The sequence below is a fragment of the Bradyrhizobium sp. BR 1433 genome (assembly GCF_051547665.1).
Lineage (GTDB): Bacteria > Pseudomonadota > Alphaproteobacteria > Rhizobiales > Xanthobacteraceae > Bradyrhizobium > Bradyrhizobium australafricanum.
In genome coordinates this window covers 7,067,984-7,085,033 of the sequence record NZ_JBPUGG010000001.1, presented here as the reverse complement: position 1 = coordinate 7,085,033, position 17,050 = coordinate 7,067,984, and the positions used below count along the sequence as shown (strand labels likewise).

The 17,050-nt window shown below is 64.7% G+C and carries 24 protein-coding genes and 1 pseudogene; 16 read left to right on the top strand and 9 right to left on the bottom strand.

The features are described from left to right. Positions 1-9 precede the first annotated feature (9 nt). The 4 genes from ACSKB9_RS34050 to ACSKB9_RS34035 all read left to right on the top strand — a co-directional run bounded on the left by ACSKB9_RS34050 (position 10) and on the right by ACSKB9_RS34035 (position 3,623). The gene (locus ACSKB9_RS34050) at positions 10-996 is read left to right on the top strand and encodes an L-threonylcarbamoyladenylate synthase (RefSeq protein ID WP_438078650.1); all 987 of its coding nucleotides are present in this window, start codon (positions 10-12) and stop codon (positions 994-996) included. Positions 997-1,130: 134 nt separating this feature from the next. Then, positions 1,131-2,558: an FAD-binding oxidoreductase gene (locus tag ACSKB9_RS34045; RefSeq protein WP_438078648.1), complete on the top strand. Its 1,428-nt coding sequence runs from the start codon at positions 1,131-1,133 to the stop codon at positions 2,556-2,558. Positions 2,559-2,572: 14 nt separating this feature from the next. Beyond that, positions 2,573-3,022, top strand: coding sequence for a GNAT family acetyltransferase (locus tag ACSKB9_RS34040; RefSeq protein ID WP_035632483.1), 450 nt, complete (start codon positions 2,573-2,575; stop codon positions 3,020-3,022). A gap of 19 nt (positions 3,023-3,041) precedes the next feature. After that, entirely contained in the window at positions 3,042-3,623 is a 582-nt protein-coding gene (locus ACSKB9_RS34035; RefSeq protein ID WP_438078646.1) for a GDP-mannose pyrophosphatase, read from the top strand. A gap of 231 nt (positions 3,624-3,854) precedes the next feature. On the opposite strand, the gene ACSKB9_RS34030 is transcribed toward ACSKB9_RS34035, so the two are convergent. Continuing rightward, positions 3,855-4,295 carry a hypothetical protein gene (locus tag ACSKB9_RS34030; RefSeq protein WP_092087297.1) on the bottom strand — a complete coding sequence of 147 codons (441 nt, stop codon included), beginning with the start codon at positions 4,293-4,295 and terminating at the stop codon, positions 3,855-3,857. 272 nt (positions 4,296-4,567) lie between these two features. On the opposite strand from ACSKB9_RS34030, the gene ACSKB9_RS34025 reads away from it, so the two are divergent. Next, positions 4,568-4,822, top strand: a complete 255-nt coding sequence (locus ACSKB9_RS34025) for a hypothetical protein (RefSeq protein ID WP_225160034.1) — start codon at positions 4,568-4,570, stop codon at positions 4,820-4,822. An 88-nt stretch (positions 4,823-4,910) separates the two neighbouring features. Here the strand turns inward: ACSKB9_RS34025 and ACSKB9_RS34020 are convergent, their stop codons facing one another. Further along, a complete protein-coding gene (locus ACSKB9_RS34020; RefSeq protein WP_438078643.1) occupies positions 4,911-5,384 on the bottom strand; it encodes a hypothetical protein in 474 nt (157 codons plus the stop codon). Positions 5,385-5,511: 127 nt separating this feature from the next. On the opposite strand from ACSKB9_RS34020, the gene ACSKB9_RS34015 reads away from it, so the two are divergent. Continuing rightward, entirely contained in the window at positions 5,512-6,279 is a 768-nt protein-coding gene (locus ACSKB9_RS34015) for an SDR family NAD(P)-dependent oxidoreductase (RefSeq protein ID WP_057019141.1), read from the top strand. 169 nt (positions 6,280-6,448) lie between these two features. Continuing rightward, positions 6,449-6,709 carry a helix-turn-helix domain-containing protein gene (locus tag ACSKB9_RS34010; protein WP_016840962.1) on the top strand — a complete coding sequence of 87 codons (261 nt, stop codon included), beginning with the start codon at positions 6,449-6,451 and terminating at the stop codon, positions 6,707-6,709. Between the two features lie 112 nt (positions 6,710-6,821). On the opposite strand, the gene ACSKB9_RS34005 is transcribed toward ACSKB9_RS34010, so the two are convergent. Then, positions 6,822-7,817 (bottom strand): hypothetical protein, encoded by a 996-nt coding sequence (locus ACSKB9_RS34005; RefSeq protein WP_438078641.1) that lies wholly within the window; start codon positions 7,815-7,817, stop codon positions 6,822-6,824. Positions 7,818-7,947: 130 nt separating this feature from the next. Between ACSKB9_RS34005 and ACSKB9_RS34000 the strand changes: the two genes are divergently transcribed. After that, a complete protein-coding gene (locus ACSKB9_RS34000) occupies positions 7,948-8,475 on the top strand; it encodes a collagen-like protein (RefSeq protein WP_438078639.1) in 528 nt (175 codons plus the stop codon). A gap of 56 nt (positions 8,476-8,531) precedes the next feature. On the opposite strand, the gene ACSKB9_RS33995 is transcribed toward ACSKB9_RS34000, so the two are convergent. Then, entirely contained in the window at positions 8,532-8,756 is a 225-nt protein-coding gene (locus tag ACSKB9_RS33995; protein ID WP_438078637.1) for a hypothetical protein, read from the bottom strand. Between the two features lie 85 nt (positions 8,757-8,841). After that, positions 8,842-9,108 carry a DUF2277 domain-containing protein gene (locus tag ACSKB9_RS33990; protein WP_141342579.1) on the bottom strand — a complete coding sequence of 89 codons (267 nt, stop codon included), beginning with the start codon at positions 9,106-9,108 and terminating at the stop codon, positions 8,842-8,844. 119 nt (positions 9,109-9,227) lie between these two features. On the opposite strand from ACSKB9_RS33990, the gene ACSKB9_RS33985 reads away from it, so the two are divergent. Continuing rightward, complete coding sequence (locus ACSKB9_RS33985; protein ID WP_016840968.1) at positions 9,228-9,473, top strand: DUF2188 domain-containing protein; 246 nt, start codon at positions 9,228-9,230, stop codon at positions 9,471-9,473. Here the strand turns inward: ACSKB9_RS33985 and ACSKB9_RS33980 are convergent. Beyond that, entirely contained in the window at positions 9,470-10,174 is a 705-nt protein-coding gene (locus ACSKB9_RS33980; protein ID WP_438078635.1) for an ArsR/SmtB family transcription factor, read from the bottom strand. The genes ACSKB9_RS33985 and ACSKB9_RS33980 overlap by 4 nt on opposite strands. A gap of 138 nt (positions 10,175-10,312) precedes the next feature. Here ACSKB9_RS33980 and ACSKB9_RS33975 point away from each other — a divergent pair, with 138 nt between their 5' ends. The 5 genes from ACSKB9_RS33975 to ACSKB9_RS33955 all read left to right on the top strand — a co-directional run bounded on the left by ACSKB9_RS33975 (position 10,313) and on the right by ACSKB9_RS33955 (position 13,362). Then, positions 10,313-10,714, top strand: a complete 402-nt coding sequence (locus tag ACSKB9_RS33975) for a nuclear transport factor 2 family protein (protein ID WP_438078633.1) — start codon at positions 10,313-10,315, stop codon at positions 10,712-10,714. A gap of 109 nt (positions 10,715-10,823) precedes the next feature. Next, a complete protein-coding gene (locus ACSKB9_RS33970) occupies positions 10,824-11,879 on the top strand; it encodes an alpha/beta fold hydrolase (protein ID WP_438080520.1) in 1,056 nt (351 codons plus the stop codon). A 17-nt stretch (positions 11,880-11,896) separates the two neighbouring features. Further along, complete coding sequence (locus tag ACSKB9_RS33965; RefSeq protein WP_438078632.1) at positions 11,897-12,244, top strand: MmcQ/YjbR family DNA-binding protein; 348 nt, start codon at positions 11,897-11,899, stop codon at positions 12,242-12,244. 154 nt (positions 12,245-12,398) lie between these two features. After that, the gene (locus ACSKB9_RS33960) at positions 12,399-12,752 is read left to right on the top strand and encodes a hypothetical protein (protein WP_438078630.1); all 354 of its coding nucleotides are present in this window, start codon (positions 12,399-12,401) and stop codon (positions 12,750-12,752) included. A 172-nt stretch (positions 12,753-12,924) separates the two neighbouring features. Further along, positions 12,925-13,362 carry a hypothetical protein gene (locus tag ACSKB9_RS33955; protein ID WP_438078628.1) on the top strand — a complete coding sequence of 146 codons (438 nt, stop codon included), beginning with the start codon at positions 12,925-12,927 and terminating at the stop codon, positions 13,360-13,362. 91 nt (positions 13,363-13,453) lie between these two features. Here ACSKB9_RS33955 and bfr read toward each other — a convergent pair whose 3' ends face one another. Beyond that, positions 13,454-13,942, bottom strand: coding sequence for a bacterioferritin (bfr, locus tag ACSKB9_RS33950; RefSeq protein WP_026193251.1), 489 nt, complete (start codon positions 13,940-13,942; stop codon positions 13,454-13,456). 190 nt (positions 13,943-14,132) lie between these two features. Beyond that, positions 14,133-14,405 (bottom strand): (2Fe-2S)-binding protein, encoded by a 273-nt coding sequence (locus ACSKB9_RS33945; RefSeq protein WP_016843730.1) that lies wholly within the window; start codon positions 14,403-14,405, stop codon positions 14,133-14,135. A 390-nt stretch (positions 14,406-14,795) separates the two neighbouring features. Between ACSKB9_RS33945 and ACSKB9_RS33940 the strand changes: the two genes are divergently transcribed. After that, entirely contained in the window at positions 14,796-15,101 is a 306-nt protein-coding gene (locus tag ACSKB9_RS33940) for a hypothetical protein (RefSeq protein WP_016843729.1), read from the top strand. A gap of 237 nt (positions 15,102-15,338) precedes the next feature. After that, entirely contained in the window at positions 15,339-15,623 is a 285-nt protein-coding gene (locus tag ACSKB9_RS33935) for a hypothetical protein (protein ID WP_016843728.1), read from the top strand. Between the two features lie 94 nt (positions 15,624-15,717). Here the strand turns inward: ACSKB9_RS33935 and ACSKB9_RS33930 are convergent. After that, positions 15,718-16,985, bottom strand: a pseudogene (locus ACSKB9_RS33930) (lytic murein transglycosylase). Positions 16,986-17,050: the final 65 nt, after the last annotated feature.

Here is a 17,050-nt window from a genome sequence, read left to right as displayed (position 1 = left end):
CTAGTCACAGTGGATACAGGTCTGAAAACGCACGTTTTGTCCGCAGGCGCCGCCGCCACGGCGACCGCCGCCGGGGTCTTGGCCGAGGGCGGCCTGGTGGCGTTTCCGACCGAGACGGTTTATGGCCTCGGCGCCGATGCCGGTAACGCCGCCGCGATCGCCCGGCTTTACGAGGCCAAGGGCCGGCCGGCCTTCAATCCCCTGATTGCCCATGTCGCCGATCTGGGCGCCGCCCGCCGGATTGCCCTGTTCAATGGGCAGGCCCTGCGATTGGCGGACGCGTTCTGGCCGGGTCCCCTGACCCTGGTGCTGCCGAAGGCGCTGTCCTGCCCGGTTGCGGAACTCGCGACCGCCGGGCTCGACACGGTCGCCATACGCATCCCGGCCCACAAGGTGGCGCGCGACATCATCAAGGCTTTCGGCGGTGCCGTGGTAGCGCCGTCGGCCAATCTCTCCGGCCACGTCTCGCCAACCACCGCCGAGCATGTGAACGGCGATCTGGCGGGCCGCATCGACCTGATCGTCGACGGCGGGCCGGTCGAGGTCGGCGTCGAATCCACCATCGTCGGCTGCTTCTCCGATCCGGTGCTGCTGCGACCGGGCGGGCTGACGCGCGCAGAGATCGAGCGCGTGCTCGGCCAGCCCTTGCAGTCGCCGCCGCAAGACGCGGAAAGCGACGCCCAGCCGGTTGCCCCCGGCATGCTCGCCTCGCACTACGCACCGCGGACACCGGTCCGGCTCAATGCCAGCGACGTCCATGTCGGTGAAGCCTTGCTGTCGTTCGGGCCGGCGAAGGTCGCGCGGCGCGAATGCGCCTCCGTGGAGATGAACCTGTCCGAGCGCGGCGATCTTGCCGAGGCCGCCGCCAATCTGTTCGGCTACCTTCGCACCCTCGACAAGAGAAACGCGGATGCGATCGCGGTGACGCCGATTCCCGAGGAGGGATTGGGCGAAGCCATCGATGACCGGCTGCGCCGCGCAGCCGTTGGGCGGTAACAAGCATGACCCGGACCGGAACGGCCGCGTTGGCGCCAAGCGGGAACCGGTTTTCCCTCGCGACAAACGCGAAGCGTTTGCGCGAAGGGCATGCTTAGGCAAAGATCCCCGACTGAGTGAAAGACCAAGAAAAAATGAACATCGTCCAATCAGCGGTGCCGCCGCTTCCGCCCGAATTGCTTGAAAAATTCCGCGCCATCGTCGGCGCGAAATATACGGTGACCGATGCTGCCGACATCAAGCCTTACGTCACCGAGGAACGCGACCTGTTCCACGGCCGCTCGCCGCTGGTGCTGCGCCCGGGTTCGACCGCCGAGGTCGCTGCGATCTGCAAGCTTGCGACCGAGCACAGGATCGCGCTGGTGCCGCAGGGCGGCAATACCGGCCTGGTCGGCGGCCAGACGCCGCACAATGGCGAGGTCGTGGTCTCGCTGCGGCGTCTCGACAAGATCCGCGATATCGATGTCGAATCCAACACCATGACCTGCGAGGCCGGCGTGGTGCTGCAGGTCGCGCAGCAGAAGGCAGTCGAGGTCGACCGGCTGTTTCCGCTGTCGCTCGGCGCAGAAGGCAGCTGCACGATCGGCGGCAACCTCTCGACCAATGCCGGCGGCACCGGAGCCCTTGCCTATGGCGTGGCGCGCGAAATGGCGCTCGGGGTCGAAGTCGTGCTGGCTGACGGCCGTGTGCTGAACGCGCTGTCGAAGCTGAAAAAGGACAACACCGGCTACGATTTGCGCAACCTCTTCATCGGCGCCGAAGGCACGCTCGGCATCATTACCGCGGCCACGCTAAAGCTGTTTCCGCGGCCGCGTGCGGTCGAGACCGCCTATGTCGGCTTGGCTTCACCGGCGGCCGCACTCAAGCTGCTGTCGATCTCGCGCGATCAAGCGGCCGGTGCGTTGACGAGCTTCGAGCTGCTCGCCGACGTCGCGGTCGACTTCTCGATCCGCCACGGCATCGATATCCGCGATCCGCTTGAGAGCAAGCACCCCTGGTACGTGCTGATGGAATTGTCGTCGTCGCGCGACGATGCACGCGACACGCTGGAGGCTATCCTGGCCCAGGGCATGGAGGACGGCATCGTCGATGACGCTGTCATCGCCGCCAATCTGAGCCAGCGCCAGGCGTTCTGGAAGCTGCGCGACGAGATGTCGGCGGCGCAAAAGCCGGAAGGCGGCTCGATCAAACACGACATCTCGGTGCCCGTCGCAGCCGTGCCCGCCTTCATCGAGGAAGCCAATGCTGCCGTGGTGAAGCTGATCCCCGGTTCGCGGCCGGTGCCGTTCGGCCATCTCGGCGACGGCAACATCCACTACAATGTCAGCCAGCCGGTCGGCGCCAATGCGGCCGACTTCCTGGCGCGCTGGCACGACGTGAATGCCGTCGTGTTCGAGATCGTGCTGCGGATGGGCGGCTCGATCTCGGCCGAGCACGGCATCGGCGTGCTCAAGCGCGACGAATTGCCTGACGTCAAGGATAAGGTCGCGATCGAGCTGATGCGGCAGGTCAAGGCGATGCTCGATCCGCTCGGCATCATGAACCCGGGCAAGGTGCTGTGACCGCGCAGGCGACGATGCCCTCCTCCTCTGCCTCCCTCGCCATTGCTGAGATCACCGATAACGACATCGCCGATGTCGTCGCGCTGTGGCAGGCCTGCGGCCTGACGCGGCCATGGAACGATCCTGCTGCCGACATCGCGCTGGCGCGGCGCGGACCGAATTCAGCCGTGCTGGTCGGCCGCGACGCCAATGCGATCGTGGCGACCGCGATGGTCGGCCACGACGGTCATCGCGGCTGGGTCTATTACGTCGCGGTCGATCCCAACCGCCAGGGCAAGGGGCTTGGCCGCACCATCATGGCGGCGGCCGAGGACTGGCTGCGCGCCGCCGGCGTGCCGAAGCTGCAACTGCTGGTGCGGCGGGAGAACGCCAAGGCCGGCGCGTTCTACCAATCGCTCGGCTATGACGAGTCGACCTCGGTGATGCTGGCCAAATGGCTCGACGGGCGCGAAGCGACGCCGTGAGAGGGCTGAGGGCCGACGCATGAGCATCGCCGACCGCGTTCGCGTCAAGCACGTCGAGCTGCTTTCGAAGCGCCGCTACGAGCTGAAGAGCGCGACGTTCGACTACCGGCGCGCCAACGGCGAATGGCAGACCCAGGTGCGCGAGGTCTACGATCGCGGCAACGGCGCGGCGCTGTTGCCCTACAATCTGACGACCCGCTGCGTCGTGCTGGTGCGCCAGTTCCGCTTCCCCGCTTTCGCCAACGGTTATGACGATCTGCTGATCGAGGTTGCCGCCGGCATGCTCGACGATGCCGAGCCGGAAGCACGCATCCGCGCCGAAGCGGAGGAAGAGATCGGCTACCGGCTCGCGCATGTGCGCAAGGTGTTCGAGGCTTTCACGTCTCCGGGCGCCGTGACAGAGAAGCTGCATTGCTTCGTCGCCGAATACGATGCCGCGATGCGCATCGGTGACGGCGGCGGGCTCGCCGACGAGGGCGAAGACATCGAGGTGCTCGAGCTCTCGATCGACGACGCGCTCGCCATGATCAGCGACGGCCGCATCGTCGACGCCAAGACCATCATGCTGCTGCAATACGCCGCGCTGCATCTGTTCAGGTGAACGCGGCTTTGCCCCGGCCGGTGCCGGCACGGCCTTGCGGCTTCGCACACTCAACGCTTTAGACTAGCTGTCCCCGTCGTCCCTGCGCAATGGCTATGCCATTGTCGCTGGAGGTGCGAGCCACTTCGGCGAGCCTCGAAGGATGAATTGGCCACCAGCCGGGCCGTGCATCCTTCGAGACGCGCGAAGACGCGCTCCTCAGGATGACGGGGATAAACTGAACGAAATGCGCTACCGCATCGTGATCGCAAGGCCGCTCAGATCGGCGTTGGCCATCAGACCGACCTGATGGCCGGTCAATTCGAGCACCGCGCCCTTCTGATTGGTGAGCACGATCGCGCGTGCCCCGCGGCCGACGGCAAGCCCCGCGCCGGCCGCACCGTAGACGCCGGCAACGTCGGACGGACGGTTGATGTTGCTGACCCGGCCGCGCAGCACGGTCTTGGAGCCGCCGAACACCAGTCCGTAGTCGAGGCCGCCGGTGGAGAGCCGGTAGGAGCGGCCGCGGAAGGTCAACACGCCGCTGCCGCCGGAGCCGCCGATGATCCATCCGGCCTTGTAGATCGTGAGCGTCACGAAGCCGCTGTCGGCGCGGGCCGCGGAAGAGAACGCAAGGCCGGTGAACGCCAGCAGCGCGACAAGCGCAGCACGCAGGGTGGATGAAGGTTTCATGTGTGGTCTCCCCAGGATTTACTCACGTCGATTTGCTCTCGTCGATTTGCTCGCGTCGTGACACGGCTGCGAATCGCGATGCTCCGACTGTAGCAAGCGCGTAAACAGGCGCAATTTGGCACAGCGATGGCCGATTTGTTGACGGGTGCTTTCGCACCACCGGTGTTGAACCTGTTCCCGGGGTTGCAATACTCACTGCATGTCCGGGGCGATCGGCCCCTGAGCTCCAGGATTGCCCGTGGAGCATTCATTTTTCAAACCGGAGATTTCCCATGCGTCGTCTTGCGATTGCCTGTGCCGCCATTGCCGCCACCGTGTCCGTGCTTGCTGCGGCAAGCCCGGCAAGCGCCACGCCCTATCATCTGATCCGCTGGCAGGACACCGGCTTCTGCCAGATCTGGGACCAGAGCATCCCGACCACGCCGTGGCCGGCGAACTTCTCCATCGTCAGCGAGGAGCTGCCGACCTTCGACGCTGCGTTCAGCTACAAGACCGGCCTCCTGAACAACGGCACCTGCGCGTTCTGAGCGAACGCCATTCGATCACGCACAGGGCGGACACGCGGCAACAGCGCGGCGTCCGTCCTTGTGCTGTCAGATATGACGCCATCCAGCGTCAGTGATGCTTGATCAGGGCGTCACGCGCGGCGGCGAGTTCGAGGAATGCCGCGCCGTTGCCGCCGCCGTCGGGATGCACCGTCTTGGCCGCGCGCTTGAAAGCCTGCTGGACTTCGGTCGCAGCGAGGCGGCGACCCAACGGCAGGCCGAGCAATTGCCGGTACTGCTCCTCCTGCGTCAGCGCCTTCGGCACCAGGCCGCGCTGGCCAAACCGCGGCGCCGACAGCATATGCAGTGCATCGCTGATGATGCCGAGACGGCGCAGTGCCATCGATTTGGTGCGGCGGTCAGCCGATCTCAGCGCCGCCTGGCGCAGGATCGGCAGCACCTGTGCGGCCGCATGCCGCAGCGTCTCGTCGATGTCGGTCGCGGCGATCTCCGCGATCATTTTGGCCATCTCGCGGTAGTCGGGATCCGGCGCCGCGCAAAAGCGCTCGATCGCAACTTTCCAGTGTCTGATATGCGGGTCCATGTCCGCGGTCCGTAACTGACATCCGAATCCGGATAACAGCAACGCGCAAACGCGGCTTGGCGTTTCGGTTGGCGCAGTTTTGAATAGTGTTGTCGACAACGCTCACAAATCAGAACGAGGAAACGCCATGGCCCTTCTCGACAATCACATCGCCGTCATCACCGGTGCGGGCTCGGGCATCGGGCGCGCCATCGCACTGGGCTACGGCCGCGAGGGCGCGCGCGTGGTGCTGCTCGACATGAACGGCGATGCGGCGGCGGAAGCGGCCAGGGAGATCCGCAATGCCGGCGGCAAGGCGGAGAGCTTTGCGCTCGACGTGACCAATCGCGACGCCTGCGTCGCGATGGCAAAGCAAGTGGCCGACAAGGCCGGGCCGGTCTCGATCCTGGTCAACAATGCCGGCATCGCGCGCCGCAACGGCATGCTCGGCACCGACGAGGCCGTGATCAAGGATTGGGAAGACATCATCTCGATCAATCTCACCGGCGTGTTCAACGTGACGCATTCGTTCCTCGCGCCACTGCGCAAGAACAAGGGACGCATCGTCAACATCGGCTCGATCCAGTCCTTCGTGCATCTGCGCACGCCGAGTTCGCCGGCCTATACCGCCTCCAAGCACGGCGTGCTCGGCTTCACCAAGGCGCTGGCCGCCGAACTCGGCAAGGATGGTGTGCGCGTCAATGCAATCGGGCCGGGCTTCATCGAGACGCCGTTGAACGAGAAGGTGCGCGCCACCAATCCCGACCTCGTCAAGGTCTTCATGGACCACACCCCGCTCGGCCGCGCCGGCAAGCCGGAGGACATCGTCGGCCCCGCCATCTTCCTCGCCTCGGACCTGTCGGCCTATGTCTCGGGATCGATCGTGATGGTCGATGGCGGCTACCGCACATTGTGACGGATGGAACCGCAATCGTGGCGATTTCTGGGTATTTTGCTTACAGAGCAGGGAGTTAGGGGCGCGTTAAGGGCTTGTTAACCAAACCGGCACACCGTTGATCTACGGGGTAGTTGGTTCTCGATGTCTTCGCTTCACCGACGAAGCGGGCGTTGATCGGGAGGAGTTCATGTCTTACGCGTCCACCGTACCGTCGCCGGAAGCTCTGCTGCCGTCGCTGGCTCCAAATGAAATCGTCCCACTGCTGATCGGCGCGACCGTCGATGAAGTCGAGCGCGAGCTCGTGCTGCAAACGCTCGCGCGCTGCGACGGCAACCGCACCCGCGCCGCGCGCGTGCTCGGGCTGTCGGTTCGGACATTGCGGAACAAGATCCGCGAATATTCGGCCGACGGCATCGACGTGCCGCTGAGCGAGCACGCCGCAGCCTAGAGCAAGATCCGGGAGCGCGCGAAGCGGCTTTCCGGGAAGATCGTGCTTGGACAACGAGCTAAGCGTGATGACAATTCAACCGGATCTCATCACGCTTTGCGGCACGTCGACGCTAGATCGGCAGGTCGATCGAAAGCCGCCGCCAGCGCGACAATAGCTCGCTGCCGTCGGCATCGAGGCAGCGAGCGAGACGCACCTCGGTCGTCGCTGCCTGTTGCAGCGTCTGCGCGACCAGCGCCGTCGCATAGTCCCAATAGTCGCGCCGCCCCTTCGGATCGTCGTCGACCAGCGATTTTGCGAGGATCTCGACATAGATCGCAGCGACGGCTCTTTGCCAGAGCTCACCCGCGCGCTCGCCCTCCGCCGAGGGCGCGCCGGTCCGCGACTGCCAGGCCAACCAATAATTTTCCTCCGCGCCGACCCAAGCGGATGGCAATAGCGATGGATCGAGGCATGGCGAGCGACACTCAAGCGGCTGCATGCCGCGCGCGTCGCAGAAGAAGCAATAGCCAAGCTTGTCGTACCAGTTGACGCGCAGCAATCTGCGAATCTCGGTCTGTTGATCCGCTGCGAGCCGCCTCACGCCGGTCCGTTCGAGATCGCCGATGATCGCCGCCAAGCGATCGCGATCATACGGCTCGACCTCGAGCACCACGCCGATATTGCGCGGAAACAAGGCGTCGAGCATCTCGATCATCTCGCGATAGAACCGGCCCGCCAGGCCGCCGCCGCGCCACGCCTTCGCGACGCCGACATAGTTGCAGTAGATCAGCTCGCTTGCGTGATCGTAGGTGAAGAAGCCGAGGCCGATCGCGCGCCCTTCCGCGCGCAGGATGAAGCAGCGCGAGTCGAGGCAATATGACAGCTGCTGATCACCGACGCTGAACTCTCGTCGCTCGCCGACATCATCTGACAGCACCCAGCGCACAATGTCGTCGGGGGCGTCGCGCTCGTTCGGAGGAAACAGCTCGGCATACAGATTGAGGACGCCAGTGTTGCGAAACGCCACTTCGTCGCGCAGATCGTGCCGCGTCACCACGATGTCGAACGTCAGCGCCCCTGTTGCGTCGCCTGCAACTGCCCCGCGCCTGTCGTTCAGAATCCGCAACGCGTCCTCCCGTCACGATCTTCGCATCGAATTATGACTGTTGATCGCTTGCATCAGCCGCGCCCGGCAGAATTGAAGCCGTCATCCAACCTCTGTTACAAGCGGCTTGAAATCGCGACGGAGCATATCAGTGGCTGACGAGACAATCTCCCGCCAGGGGTCACGAGGGGCGCAGGGGCCGCAGGGCCGTCAGGGCGAGCCGGGTCGGCCCGGTCCGCAAGGACATCCGGGGCGGCCGGGGCCGGAAGGTGCGCGCGGCAAGCCGGGTCCGCAGGGCAAGCCCGGACTGGTCGGGAAGGCGGGGCCCCAGGGCAAGCCGGGAGCGCAAGGCAAGGAGGGCGTGCAGGGTCCGCGCGGCGAAGCTGGCCCACAAGGACCGCAGGGACCGGCCGGCCCGCGCGGTGAAGCCGGCCCGCCCGGACAATTGCCGTCGATCGAACAGGTGATGCCGTGGCTGCACATGATCTTCGACGCCTGGGAAGACTACAAGCGCACCAAGGAGCGTGAAGCCGCCGAGTTCGCCGAGCGCGATGCCGCCGAGCGCGCGGCAGCGGAAGCGATCGCGCTTGACGTCGACGCCATCGACTTCGCGGAAGATGACGACGAGGACGACGATCACAAGAAAAGGAAGAAGCACCGCAAGAAGGACAAGAAGTAATCCTTCCTGTCCTGGCGCGGCGACGCGGCCAGCTTTGTCCGTGCCGCGCCCGATGCCTACCGCTCCACGCCCGGATTGGCCGGAGGATCGGCGGTTCGAGCGAGGTGCATGAGCTGGAAGACCCAGCGCATGGCGTAATACCAGGCAACGCCCGCGAGCGCCCCGCAAGCCGACAGGATGATGACGTTGGCAAGGTCGATCGTCCCGCTCGACCACAGCATGCCGCAGGTCCAGAGCACGGCGAACGCAATCGAACAGGACGTGAGCAGGGCAGGCTTCATGGCGTTGCTCCGGGATCGGGTGAACTGCACCGATGCCCGGACGCGTGGCGCCGTACCGTGATCTGCATCACGGTGCGCCCCGCCCTCAGCCAAACCGCAGGCGCGAACGCTCCCTCGCCTTCTCCGCCTCCACCTCGCGATCGCGCGCCGGTGCCGTGGTCTGCAACGAGATCAGGAGCTTGCGCGCGGCATTCGAGACCTCGGTCACGGCCAGGTTGAAGGCGGCCTCATTGGACTGCGACGGCTTGTTGAACCCGGACAGTTTGCGCACGAACTGCAGCGCCGAGGCGTGGATCTCGTCCTCGGTGGCGGGCGGCTCGAAGTTGAACAGCGTCTTGATATTGCGGCACATGTCGGTCTCCCTCGCCCGCGGCAACGGGGCGGCTCTCTCAAGGACGATCGGCTGCTGCAAAATACGACATCGTGGTCTATTCTGGCAGTGTCATCGTCCACGGTGGAGCGAGGTTCCGGATGAGCCACGTGATCTACAAGGTAGTCCAGCACGACGGCGGCTGGGCCTATACCGTCAACGGGGTGTTCTCGGAACCATTTCCTACCCACGCCGCGGCACTCGCCGCTGCCCGACGCGCCGCCAACGAGCAGCGCGTCCCCGGCCGCACCGAGGCGATCCAGTACGAGACGTCGGACGGCAAATGGTTGACCGAAACCGCATCCGGCAACGACCGCCCGGAGACCGAGGTCGAGGACGGCCGCTAGATCATCTCGTCGCCTTCAGAACGGAACCTGGACGCCAAGCCGGTCGAAGAACGCCCGCCCCGGTCGGTGATCCGCAATGCGCGCGGAATCCGATGCGGCGCAACGCCGCGCATCTCGATCAGCCGCGCCAGCACGGCATTGGCAAACGGACCGGCGAGATGCGGCACGCGCTCGGTCCAGTCGTTGCAGAGCCGCAGATGCGGCTGCCGCGCCGGATCGAAATCGATTGCCTCGGCCCGGCACCAGGCCAACCCCTGCTCGGTCACCCGACCATCGCGGCCGTCGATCACGACCAGGCGGCGGCGGATCAGCGCATTCGACAACAGCACGCCGAGCTGACCCGCAAGGTGGTGGTAGCAGGTGCGCGATTGCCTGAGCTGCTCGGCCGGCATCGCACGCCGCCCCACGGTGGCCTTGGCCGCAAGATCGACGAGATTCTCGATCAGCGCCGCGACGTCGTCGTCCCTGATCCGGTAATATCTGAACCTGCCCTGTGCCCACACGGAAAGCACGCGGGCGTCGACCAGCTTCTGCAAATGCGCGCTGGCGCCTTGCGGCGAAATGCCGGCGACCGCAGCAAGCTCGCCCGCCGGCAACGCCTTGCCGTCGGCCAGCGCACTGACCATCGCCTCGCGGACCGGATCGCCCAAGGCCTCGGCGATCCGCGAAAATCCTGTCTGCAAAGCCTGGGATGATCCCACCGCATCGTCCTCCAGATCGCGCCGAAACGTCCTACCCGCATACGCCGTGCCGCGCAGTTCATTTCAGATTTTCCTGAAACGTCGCGGCGGCCTGTCCGTTCAAATGGGCGGCAGTCGATCAAACACAAGGGAACGATCATGACAGCCGGCAGCAACGACGCGGAACGCATCTACAGGCTCTGGGATGAGGCGCTCGGTAACAAGGACCTCGAGGCGGCGCTCGCGCTCTACGCAGCCGACGCCTCGATCGAGAGCCCGCTGGTCCAGCATTTGATGCAGACCAAAGACGGGATCGTCCGCCGCCGCGACGCGCTGCGCGAGTTCATCACGCGCGTGTTCCGCACCAGCCCGCCGCAACGGCGGCGCTTCAAGCAGGGTTTCTTCAGCGACGGCCGCGTCCTGACCTGGGAATATCCGCGGCAGTCTCCGGACGGCGATCAGATGGATCTGGTCGAGGTCATGGAGATCGATTACGGCCTGATCCAGCGTCACCGGGTCTATTGGGGATGGTTTGCGCTGAACGTGCTCAAGGAGAGCTAGCCAAACACGTCTGCCAGCCGCGCCGCGCAGCTCTCGGACAACGCTTTCGGTCATGCTAGGCTTGCACCGAAGCGGCTGGACAAACGCGCCGCGCGTGGGAAGAAGCATGATGATCCGTTGGTGCGCGGCGCTCGTGGCCGCTCTCGTCTCGATCTCGGTACCGGCCATGGCTGCAGATTACCCCTCGCCGCAGGACGGCGAGTGGACCGCAAAGGACTTCAAGTTTCACAGCGGCGAGGTGATGCCGGAATTGCGGCTGCACTACACCACGGTCGGCGCACCGACCGGACAGCCGGTGCTGGTGCTGCACGGCTCCGGCGGCTCGGCCGCCAGCATGCTGACGCCGAGCTTTGCCGGCCAGTTGTTCGGCCCCGGCCAGCCGCTCGACGCGGCGAAATACTACATCATCATCCCTGACGGCATCGGGCACGGCAAATCGTCGAAGCCGTCGGACGCGATGCGGACGAGCTTTCCGAAATACGACTACAACGACATGGTCGACGCGCAGTATAGGCTGGTCACCGAAGGGCTCGGCATCAGGCATCTGCGGCTCGTGATCGGTAACTCGATGGGCGGCATGCACACCTGGATCTGGGGCGTGCGCTATCCGCGGATGATGGACGTGCTGGTGCCGATGGCCTCGCAGCCGACCGCTATGGCGGCACGCAACTGGATGCTGCGGCGGACGATGCTGGAAACGATCCGCAACGATCCCGACTACAATGGCGGCAACTACACCAGCCAGCCGCGGATGATGAAATACGCCGTCGCCGCCTATCGCTTCGCCAGTGCCGGCGGCACGCTCGGCTACCAGACGCTGGCGCCGACCGCGGCGCAGGCCGACAAGCTGGTCGACGACCAGCTGGCGCTGCCGGTCACATCAGATGCCAACGACTACATCTATCAATGGGAGGCCTCGCACGACTACGATCCCTCCGCCGGAATGGAGAAGATCGAGGCCACCCTGTGTGCCATCAATGCCGCCGACGATGAACGCAACCCGCCGGAGACCGGCGTCACTGAAGCTGCAGTGAAGCGGATCAAGAACGGCAGGGTTGATCTGATCCCGGCAAGCAGCGAGACACGCGGCCATCTCACCACCGGCGATGCGAAGTTCTATGCCAGGCAATTGCAGGAACTGTTGCAGGCGGCGCCGACGATGTAGCGATCGAGGCCCGGGCAATGTCCGCTGATCGCTTCCGCCGCATTGCGCTGAGCCTGCCCGAGGTCGTTGAAGGCGCGCATCACGGCACAACCGATTTCCGCGTCGGCAAGCGCATCTTCGCAACCCTCGGCTATCCCGACCAGGATTGGGGCATGGTGAAGCTGACACCTGAGCAGCAGGCGATGGTGATCGAGGCCGAGCCGGAGATCTTCCGGCCGGTGCCGGGCGGCTGGGGCAAGGGCGGCGGCACCAATGTCCGCCTCGCGAAGGCGGATCAGGTCACGCTGCGCAGCGCACTCAAAATGGCGCGGGACAATATCGCGGTGAAACCCGCGAAGAAGGCGCGCGCGAAGCAACCAACCTGAGCGCAACAACCCCGCACTGCATCACGCCTGACTGCGCGGTTTCGCCGATTCTTTGAGCATGCATCCCGCGCGCGGTTCGTGCCTAATCGCGCAAACACCGGATTTGCGTGACGCTATGCGCGGGTCACGTAGAAGTTTTCGCCGGAGGAAGGCAATGCGAAGGCTCACGCATGTGGCGGCGCTTGCGTGGCTCGCCATGATGGCGGGCGCTGCACTGGCGTTCGACAACGGCCAGTACGACAACGTGCCGCCCGATATCCGCGCCTGGTTCAAGAGCGTGATCGCGCCGAATGGCGTGCCGTGCTGCGACATCTCCGACGGCCATCGCACCAGCTACGACGTTCGGGGCGGCAGTTATTGGGTGCCGATCGAGGGCGAGTGGATGATGGTGCCGGAGCGCGCCGTGATCCGCGATCGCGGCAACCCGGTCGGCGAGGCCGTGGTGTGGTACGTGCACCACCGCGGCAGCATCATCATCAGCTGCTTCGTTCCGGCGGATGCGGTCTGAACGGCGCCCGCCACCTGCGCGGGAAGCCTGCGCGCGAGCTCGCGTCAATTTGAAACAGTTACTCCCTGTTAACCTTACTTTTTAACCAATAATTAAGGATGAGTTTGCTGGCGCCATGAGGCGCGGCCTAGCGTCTGCAGAAATGCTCCGTAACCGCGAGTTGGTGCGTGCCATGAGCTTTCGAAGGTTGGCGTATCGAACAACTGGGGCGCTGATCGCGTCCCTTGGTGTTTCCCTTGGCGTTGCAGCGCTGCTGCTTGCTTCCCCGACCGAAACCTATGCGAGATCCGGATCCGCAGCGCGCGGCACGTTCTCCTCGCACCATCCAGCCTTCCGCCATCATGTGCGGGTCCCCGGCATCGTGTTGCCGGACGCGGGCGGTTATTATGATGGCGCGGCGAGCGTTCCCTTCGCTGCCGACGTCCCGGCGCCGGTCTCGAGCGACGTCCGTTACACCTACACCCAGGACGTGCCGTGGGATTGGGCGCATCGCTATCCGCCGGCCGTGGTGCCGTCGGATCGCCCCTATGTGTCGAGCTGCCCCACCGAGAGCGTCACGGTGCCCGGCCGCGGCGGCGACCGCACCATCAACATCACGCGGTGCTACTGACGAATAGCTCGTTCACAAAAACAAAAGAGGCCGCCCGCAAGGACGGCCTCTCGTATTTTGGCAGACGCTCGGCGCGCCGGCAGACAGCCGGTCAGGAATCCTCGCCCTTCAGATGACCGACGTGCTTCTGGGTGTAGAGCTCAAGGCCGATGCGCTTGATCAGGTCGAGCTGGGTCTCGAGGAAGTCGATGTGGTCTTCCTCGTCCTTCATCAGCTGCTCGAACAGGTCGCGGCTGACATAGTCCTTGACGCCATGGCAGTAGGTTGCCGCCTCCTGATAGAGCGTGCGCGCGCCGATCTCGGCGGCGAGGTCACACTCGATGATCTCCTTGACGTCCTGGCCGATCTTCAGGGGATCGAGCACCTGCAGGTTCGGGAAACCGTCGAGGAACAGGATCCGATCGACGAATTTGTCGGCGTGCTCCATCTCCTCGATGGACTCCTTGCGCCAGACCTTGGCCATCTCCAGGAGGCCCCAATTGTTGAGCATCCGGTAGTGCAGCCAGTACTGATTGATGGCGGTCAGTTCGCTGCGCAGCCCCTTGTTCAGATAATCGATGACCTTCGGGTCGCCTTGCATGATCCACTCCACCTGTCGCGCCCAAGCTTGGCCGACGCTAAACTTAGAACGTTTCTAAATCAGATTACCGGCAAGAGCAACCCTTCGCAGAAGCAGCGCGTGGATAACCGGATTTGAAGGATTTGGCGCAGCGTCTTGCAACGAAGCGGAAGCCGGTTCGCCGTCAGGAAGCGCGTCGAAACAAGAAGCGTTAGCAGGCCGCGAGCGCGAATTCGGCCGGCTCGGCATCCTCGTTGGCGGCGTGCGGATGGCCGCTGTGGGGGCAGCCGGAGCAGCAGGCCTTGGCGCAGGGACCGAGCGCCTCGTCGATGATCGCCTTGATGGTGCGCGCGCAGCGGCCGCATTCGGCGCTGCAGCCGAGGCAGCCGTACACCTGCTTGGCATTTCGTGTCACGGACCCACCGCCATTGACGGCATTGCGGACATCGTGGTCGCTGAGGACGTTACAGGAACAGACAATCATCGGAGAAAGGCGGGTCCAACGGTGATGCTTGGCAATATGGATATTGTCGGCTCCCGCGGGATGCAAAAGGAAAAAGCGGTTTTTGTAGCAATTCCAAACTGATGAGGGATTCATATTGGAATGAGTTTAAATTGGTCGGAGGTCAGGAATCCGACACCCGCCGGGTGGCTGGTAGGCCAATAACCGCTTCCTTCGCCGCCGGCCCCCATGAGCACACGCCTCGCTGCGGCGCTATCGGGCTTGTGCGTTGCAAGATATTGCAAAAGCTGCAAGCATTTGGTCGCGAATACGGCAGCGTCGTTCATTGATCATTCAAGCTGAATATGGAACCCTCCGGCGAGACAGATCGCCAATGCACGCTGTCCCTGCTGCCGCGAGAAAGGTGAGGCCATGAAGAAGACATTGCTGGCGCTTTGCGCCGTTGCCGCTGTGGCGGCTTCGACTGTGGCGGTGCCCGCCCCCGCCCAGGCACAACGCGGTGTCGCCGCCGGCGTCGCTGCGGGATTGATCGGTGGCGCCATCGTCGGTGGCGCGATCGCATCGCAGAACCGCTATTACGGTCCCGGCTATGGCTATTATGCGCCCGGCCCGGCCTATGTCGCCGAGCCCGGCTATGGTCCCGACTGCTTCTGGCAGCGCCAGCGGTTCTGGGACGGCTACACCTGGCGCGTTCGCAGCGTCCGCGTTTGCGATTGATCGCCGTTCATCTCGATTAAATCGAACCAGATGTCCCGGAAAACCGACTGTTTCTCCGGGACATCTGCTGCAGATGGCCAGAAAAAACCGCTTTTCTGCGCGATCAGCCTGCGGACGTTTACTTTCGGTTGACTGTTCTGCGCTGTTTAGCAAGACAGCAGTTCGAGATCAGCGTGTGAAGTCACCTCAACCCGGCGCCGAACCACGACGCCACCACCTTCCAGGAGAGCCAAAGACATGAAGAAGACTTTAGCTGCCCTTGTCGCCGTTACCACGATTGCCGGTTCGCTGGCCGTTGCTCCGGCTGCCAAGGCTGGTGACGGCGGCGCCGTCGCGGCCGGCGTTGCCGGCGGCCTGATCGGCGGCGCCCTGCTGGGCGGCGCTATCGCAGGCGCTCGCCCCGCGCCGGTCTATGTCGCACCGGCGCCGGTCTACGTCGAAGAGGCCCCGTGCCGCATGGTTCGTGAGCGCTTCTGGGACGGCTACGGCTGGCGCTTCCGTCGCATCCAGGTTTGCGACTGATCGACCGACACGTTTTCAGCATCACACTCGAAAACCCGGCCTCGCGGCCGGGTTTTTGCTTTGCGCCACCAAGCGGTCTTGCGAGCCAGCCCGGTCAGCGCTGCCCATTCATCGCGCGCAGCACCGCCTCGCTCGGCCAGCAATCGACCTTTAGCCCGGCCTGCTTCTGATAGGCGCCGAGCGCCGCGCGGGTCTGCATCCCGGCCTTGCCGTCGAGCTTGTCCTTGTAGAGACCGATCTTCGTCAGCTGCTGCTGCATCGCCTCGACATCGGCGGAGCGCAGCTGCTTCGACGCCGACCATGGCGTCGCGAATGGCTGCGGGCTCGTCATGCGGTCGGCGAGGTGGCCGACGAACAGCACGTAGAGATCGGAGAAATTGTATTCCTTGATCACGAAGTAGTTCGGCGTGGTCAGGAAGGCGGGACCGTAGCTGCCTTCCGGCTGCAGCAGCGACGCCGATTGCGCCTGCTCGGCGGCGCCGAGCTTCTGCCCGCGCACCGGCACGAAGCCTGCGCGCAGCCACTGGCTGATCGGCTTCGTCACTTCAGGCACGCCCATCGTGCAGTCGGCATTGGCCGGCGCCTGCACCTCATAGGCCCAGCGCACGCCGGGCTGCCAGCCCTTGTTGACCAGCTGCTGCGCGGCGGAGGCGAGCGCGTCCGGCACCGAATGCCAGATATCGACGCGGCCGTCGCCGTCGAGATCGACGCCGTGCTTGTAATATTCCGACGGCAGGAACTGGGTGTAGCCGGTCGCTCCGCCGACGATGAGCGCATCTCCTTGCGCGTCACCGCGCCCTCGCCGAGGATCTTCAGCGCTAGGATGAACTCGGTACGGTACTGATCCTTGCGACGGCCGACATAGGCCTGCGTTGCCACCACGCGCAACGTGTCGTAGGGCAGAGAATAGCGTCCGTAGTCGGTCTCGCGGCCCCAGATCGCCAGCACGACGGTGGCCGGGACGCCGAACCGCTTCTCGATCGCATCGAGCGAGGAGCGATACTTCTGCATCAACCGCTGCCCTTCGGCGGCGAGCCGCGCGATCGAGGCTTCCCTGATATAATCGGCCGGCACCTGCACGAACTCGGCCTGCGCCGGTGCGCCGGTCTTGGGACGTCCTGGCAGGATCAGGTCGGGCAGCTTGTAGTCGGGCTCGAGCGAGCGCGTCTCGCGATCGAAGGTTTCGCGCGACACGCCGGCGGCCTTGGCCTCCGGCCACAGCGAGGCGATGAATTGGGTGAACGCGGCATCGGCGGCGCGCGCGGGTGAGACGACGGATGCGAGCAGGAGCCCGAGGGCAAGCGCGCGGAGGAATGTCAAATCCAACAACCTGTTCACGCAGCGGTCCAATGGGCGCGGCATCAGGCCAACGCCCGCGATATCAGTGTCGTGAGCCTTACCACGACACCGGATTGCTGTGAACCTTG

What these genes read in the sequence shown, in the direction of transcription:
- ACSKB9_RS34045 (WP_438078648.1), top strand. Translation starts at nt 1,131, where the DNA reads ATGAACATCGTCCAATCAGCGGTGCCGCCGCTTCCGCCCGAATTGCTT.
- ACSKB9_RS34040 (WP_035632483.1), top strand. Translation starts at nt 2,573, where the DNA reads ATGCCCTCCTCCTCTGCCTCCCTCGCCATTGCTGAGATCACCGATAAC.
- ACSKB9_RS34035 (WP_438078646.1), top strand. Translation starts at nt 3,042, where the DNA reads ATGAGCATCGCCGACCGCGTTCGCGTCAAGCACGTCGAGCTGCTTTCG.
- ACSKB9_RS34030 (WP_092087297.1), bottom strand. Translation starts at nt 4,295, where the DNA reads ATGAAACCTTCATCCACCCTGCGTGCTGCGCTTGTCGCGCTGCTGGCG.
- ACSKB9_RS34025 (WP_225160034.1), top strand. Translation starts at nt 4,568, where the DNA reads ATGCGTCGTCTTGCGATTGCCTGTGCCGCCATTGCCGCCACCGTGTCC.
- ACSKB9_RS34020 (WP_438078643.1), bottom strand. Translation starts at nt 5,384, where the DNA reads ATGGACCCGCATATCAGACACTGGAAAGTTGCGATCGAGCGCTTTTGC.
- ACSKB9_RS34015 (WP_057019141.1), top strand. Translation starts at nt 5,512, where the DNA reads ATGGCCCTTCTCGACAATCACATCGCCGTCATCACCGGTGCGGGCTCG.
- ACSKB9_RS34010 (WP_016840962.1), top strand. Translation starts at nt 6,449, where the DNA reads ATGTCTTACGCGTCCACCGTACCGTCGCCGGAAGCTCTGCTGCCGTCG.
- ACSKB9_RS33995 (WP_438078637.1), bottom strand. Translation starts at nt 8,756, where the DNA reads ATGAAGCCTGCCCTGCTCACGTCCTGTTCGATTGCGTTCGCCGTGCTC.
- ACSKB9_RS33990 (WP_141342579.1), bottom strand. Translation starts at nt 9,108, where the DNA reads ATGTGCCGCAATATCAAGACGCTGTTCAACTTCGAGCCGCCCGCCACC.
- ACSKB9_RS33985 (WP_016840968.1), top strand. Translation starts at nt 9,228, where the DNA reads ATGAGCCACGTGATCTACAAGGTAGTCCAGCACGACGGCGGCTGGGCC.
- ACSKB9_RS33975 (WP_438078633.1), top strand. Translation starts at nt 10,313, where the DNA reads ATGACAGCCGGCAGCAACGACGCGGAACGCATCTACAGGCTCTGGGAT.
- ACSKB9_RS33970 (WP_438080520.1), top strand. Translation starts at nt 10,824, where the DNA reads ATGATCCGTTGGTGCGCGGCGCTCGTGGCCGCTCTCGTCTCGATCTCG.
- ACSKB9_RS33965 (WP_438078632.1), top strand. Translation starts at nt 11,897, where the DNA reads ATGTCCGCTGATCGCTTCCGCCGCATTGCGCTGAGCCTGCCCGAGGTC.
- ACSKB9_RS33960 (WP_438078630.1), top strand. Translation starts at nt 12,399, where the DNA reads ATGCGAAGGCTCACGCATGTGGCGGCGCTTGCGTGGCTCGCCATGATG.
- ACSKB9_RS33955 (WP_438078628.1), top strand. Translation starts at nt 12,925, where the DNA reads ATGAGCTTTCGAAGGTTGGCGTATCGAACAACTGGGGCGCTGATCGCG.
- bfr (WP_026193251.1), bottom strand. Translation starts at nt 13,942, where the DNA reads ATGCAAGGCGACCCGAAGGTCATCGATTATCTGAACAAGGGGCTGCGC.
- ACSKB9_RS33945 (WP_016843730.1), bottom strand. Translation starts at nt 14,405, where the DNA reads ATGATTGTCTGTTCCTGTAACGTCCTCAGCGACCACGATGTCCGCAAT.
- ACSKB9_RS33940 (WP_016843729.1), top strand. Translation starts at nt 14,796, where the DNA reads ATGAAGAAGACATTGCTGGCGCTTTGCGCCGTTGCCGCTGTGGCGGCT.
- ACSKB9_RS33935 (WP_016843728.1), top strand. Translation starts at nt 15,339, where the DNA reads ATGAAGAAGACTTTAGCTGCCCTTGTCGCCGTTACCACGATTGCCGGT.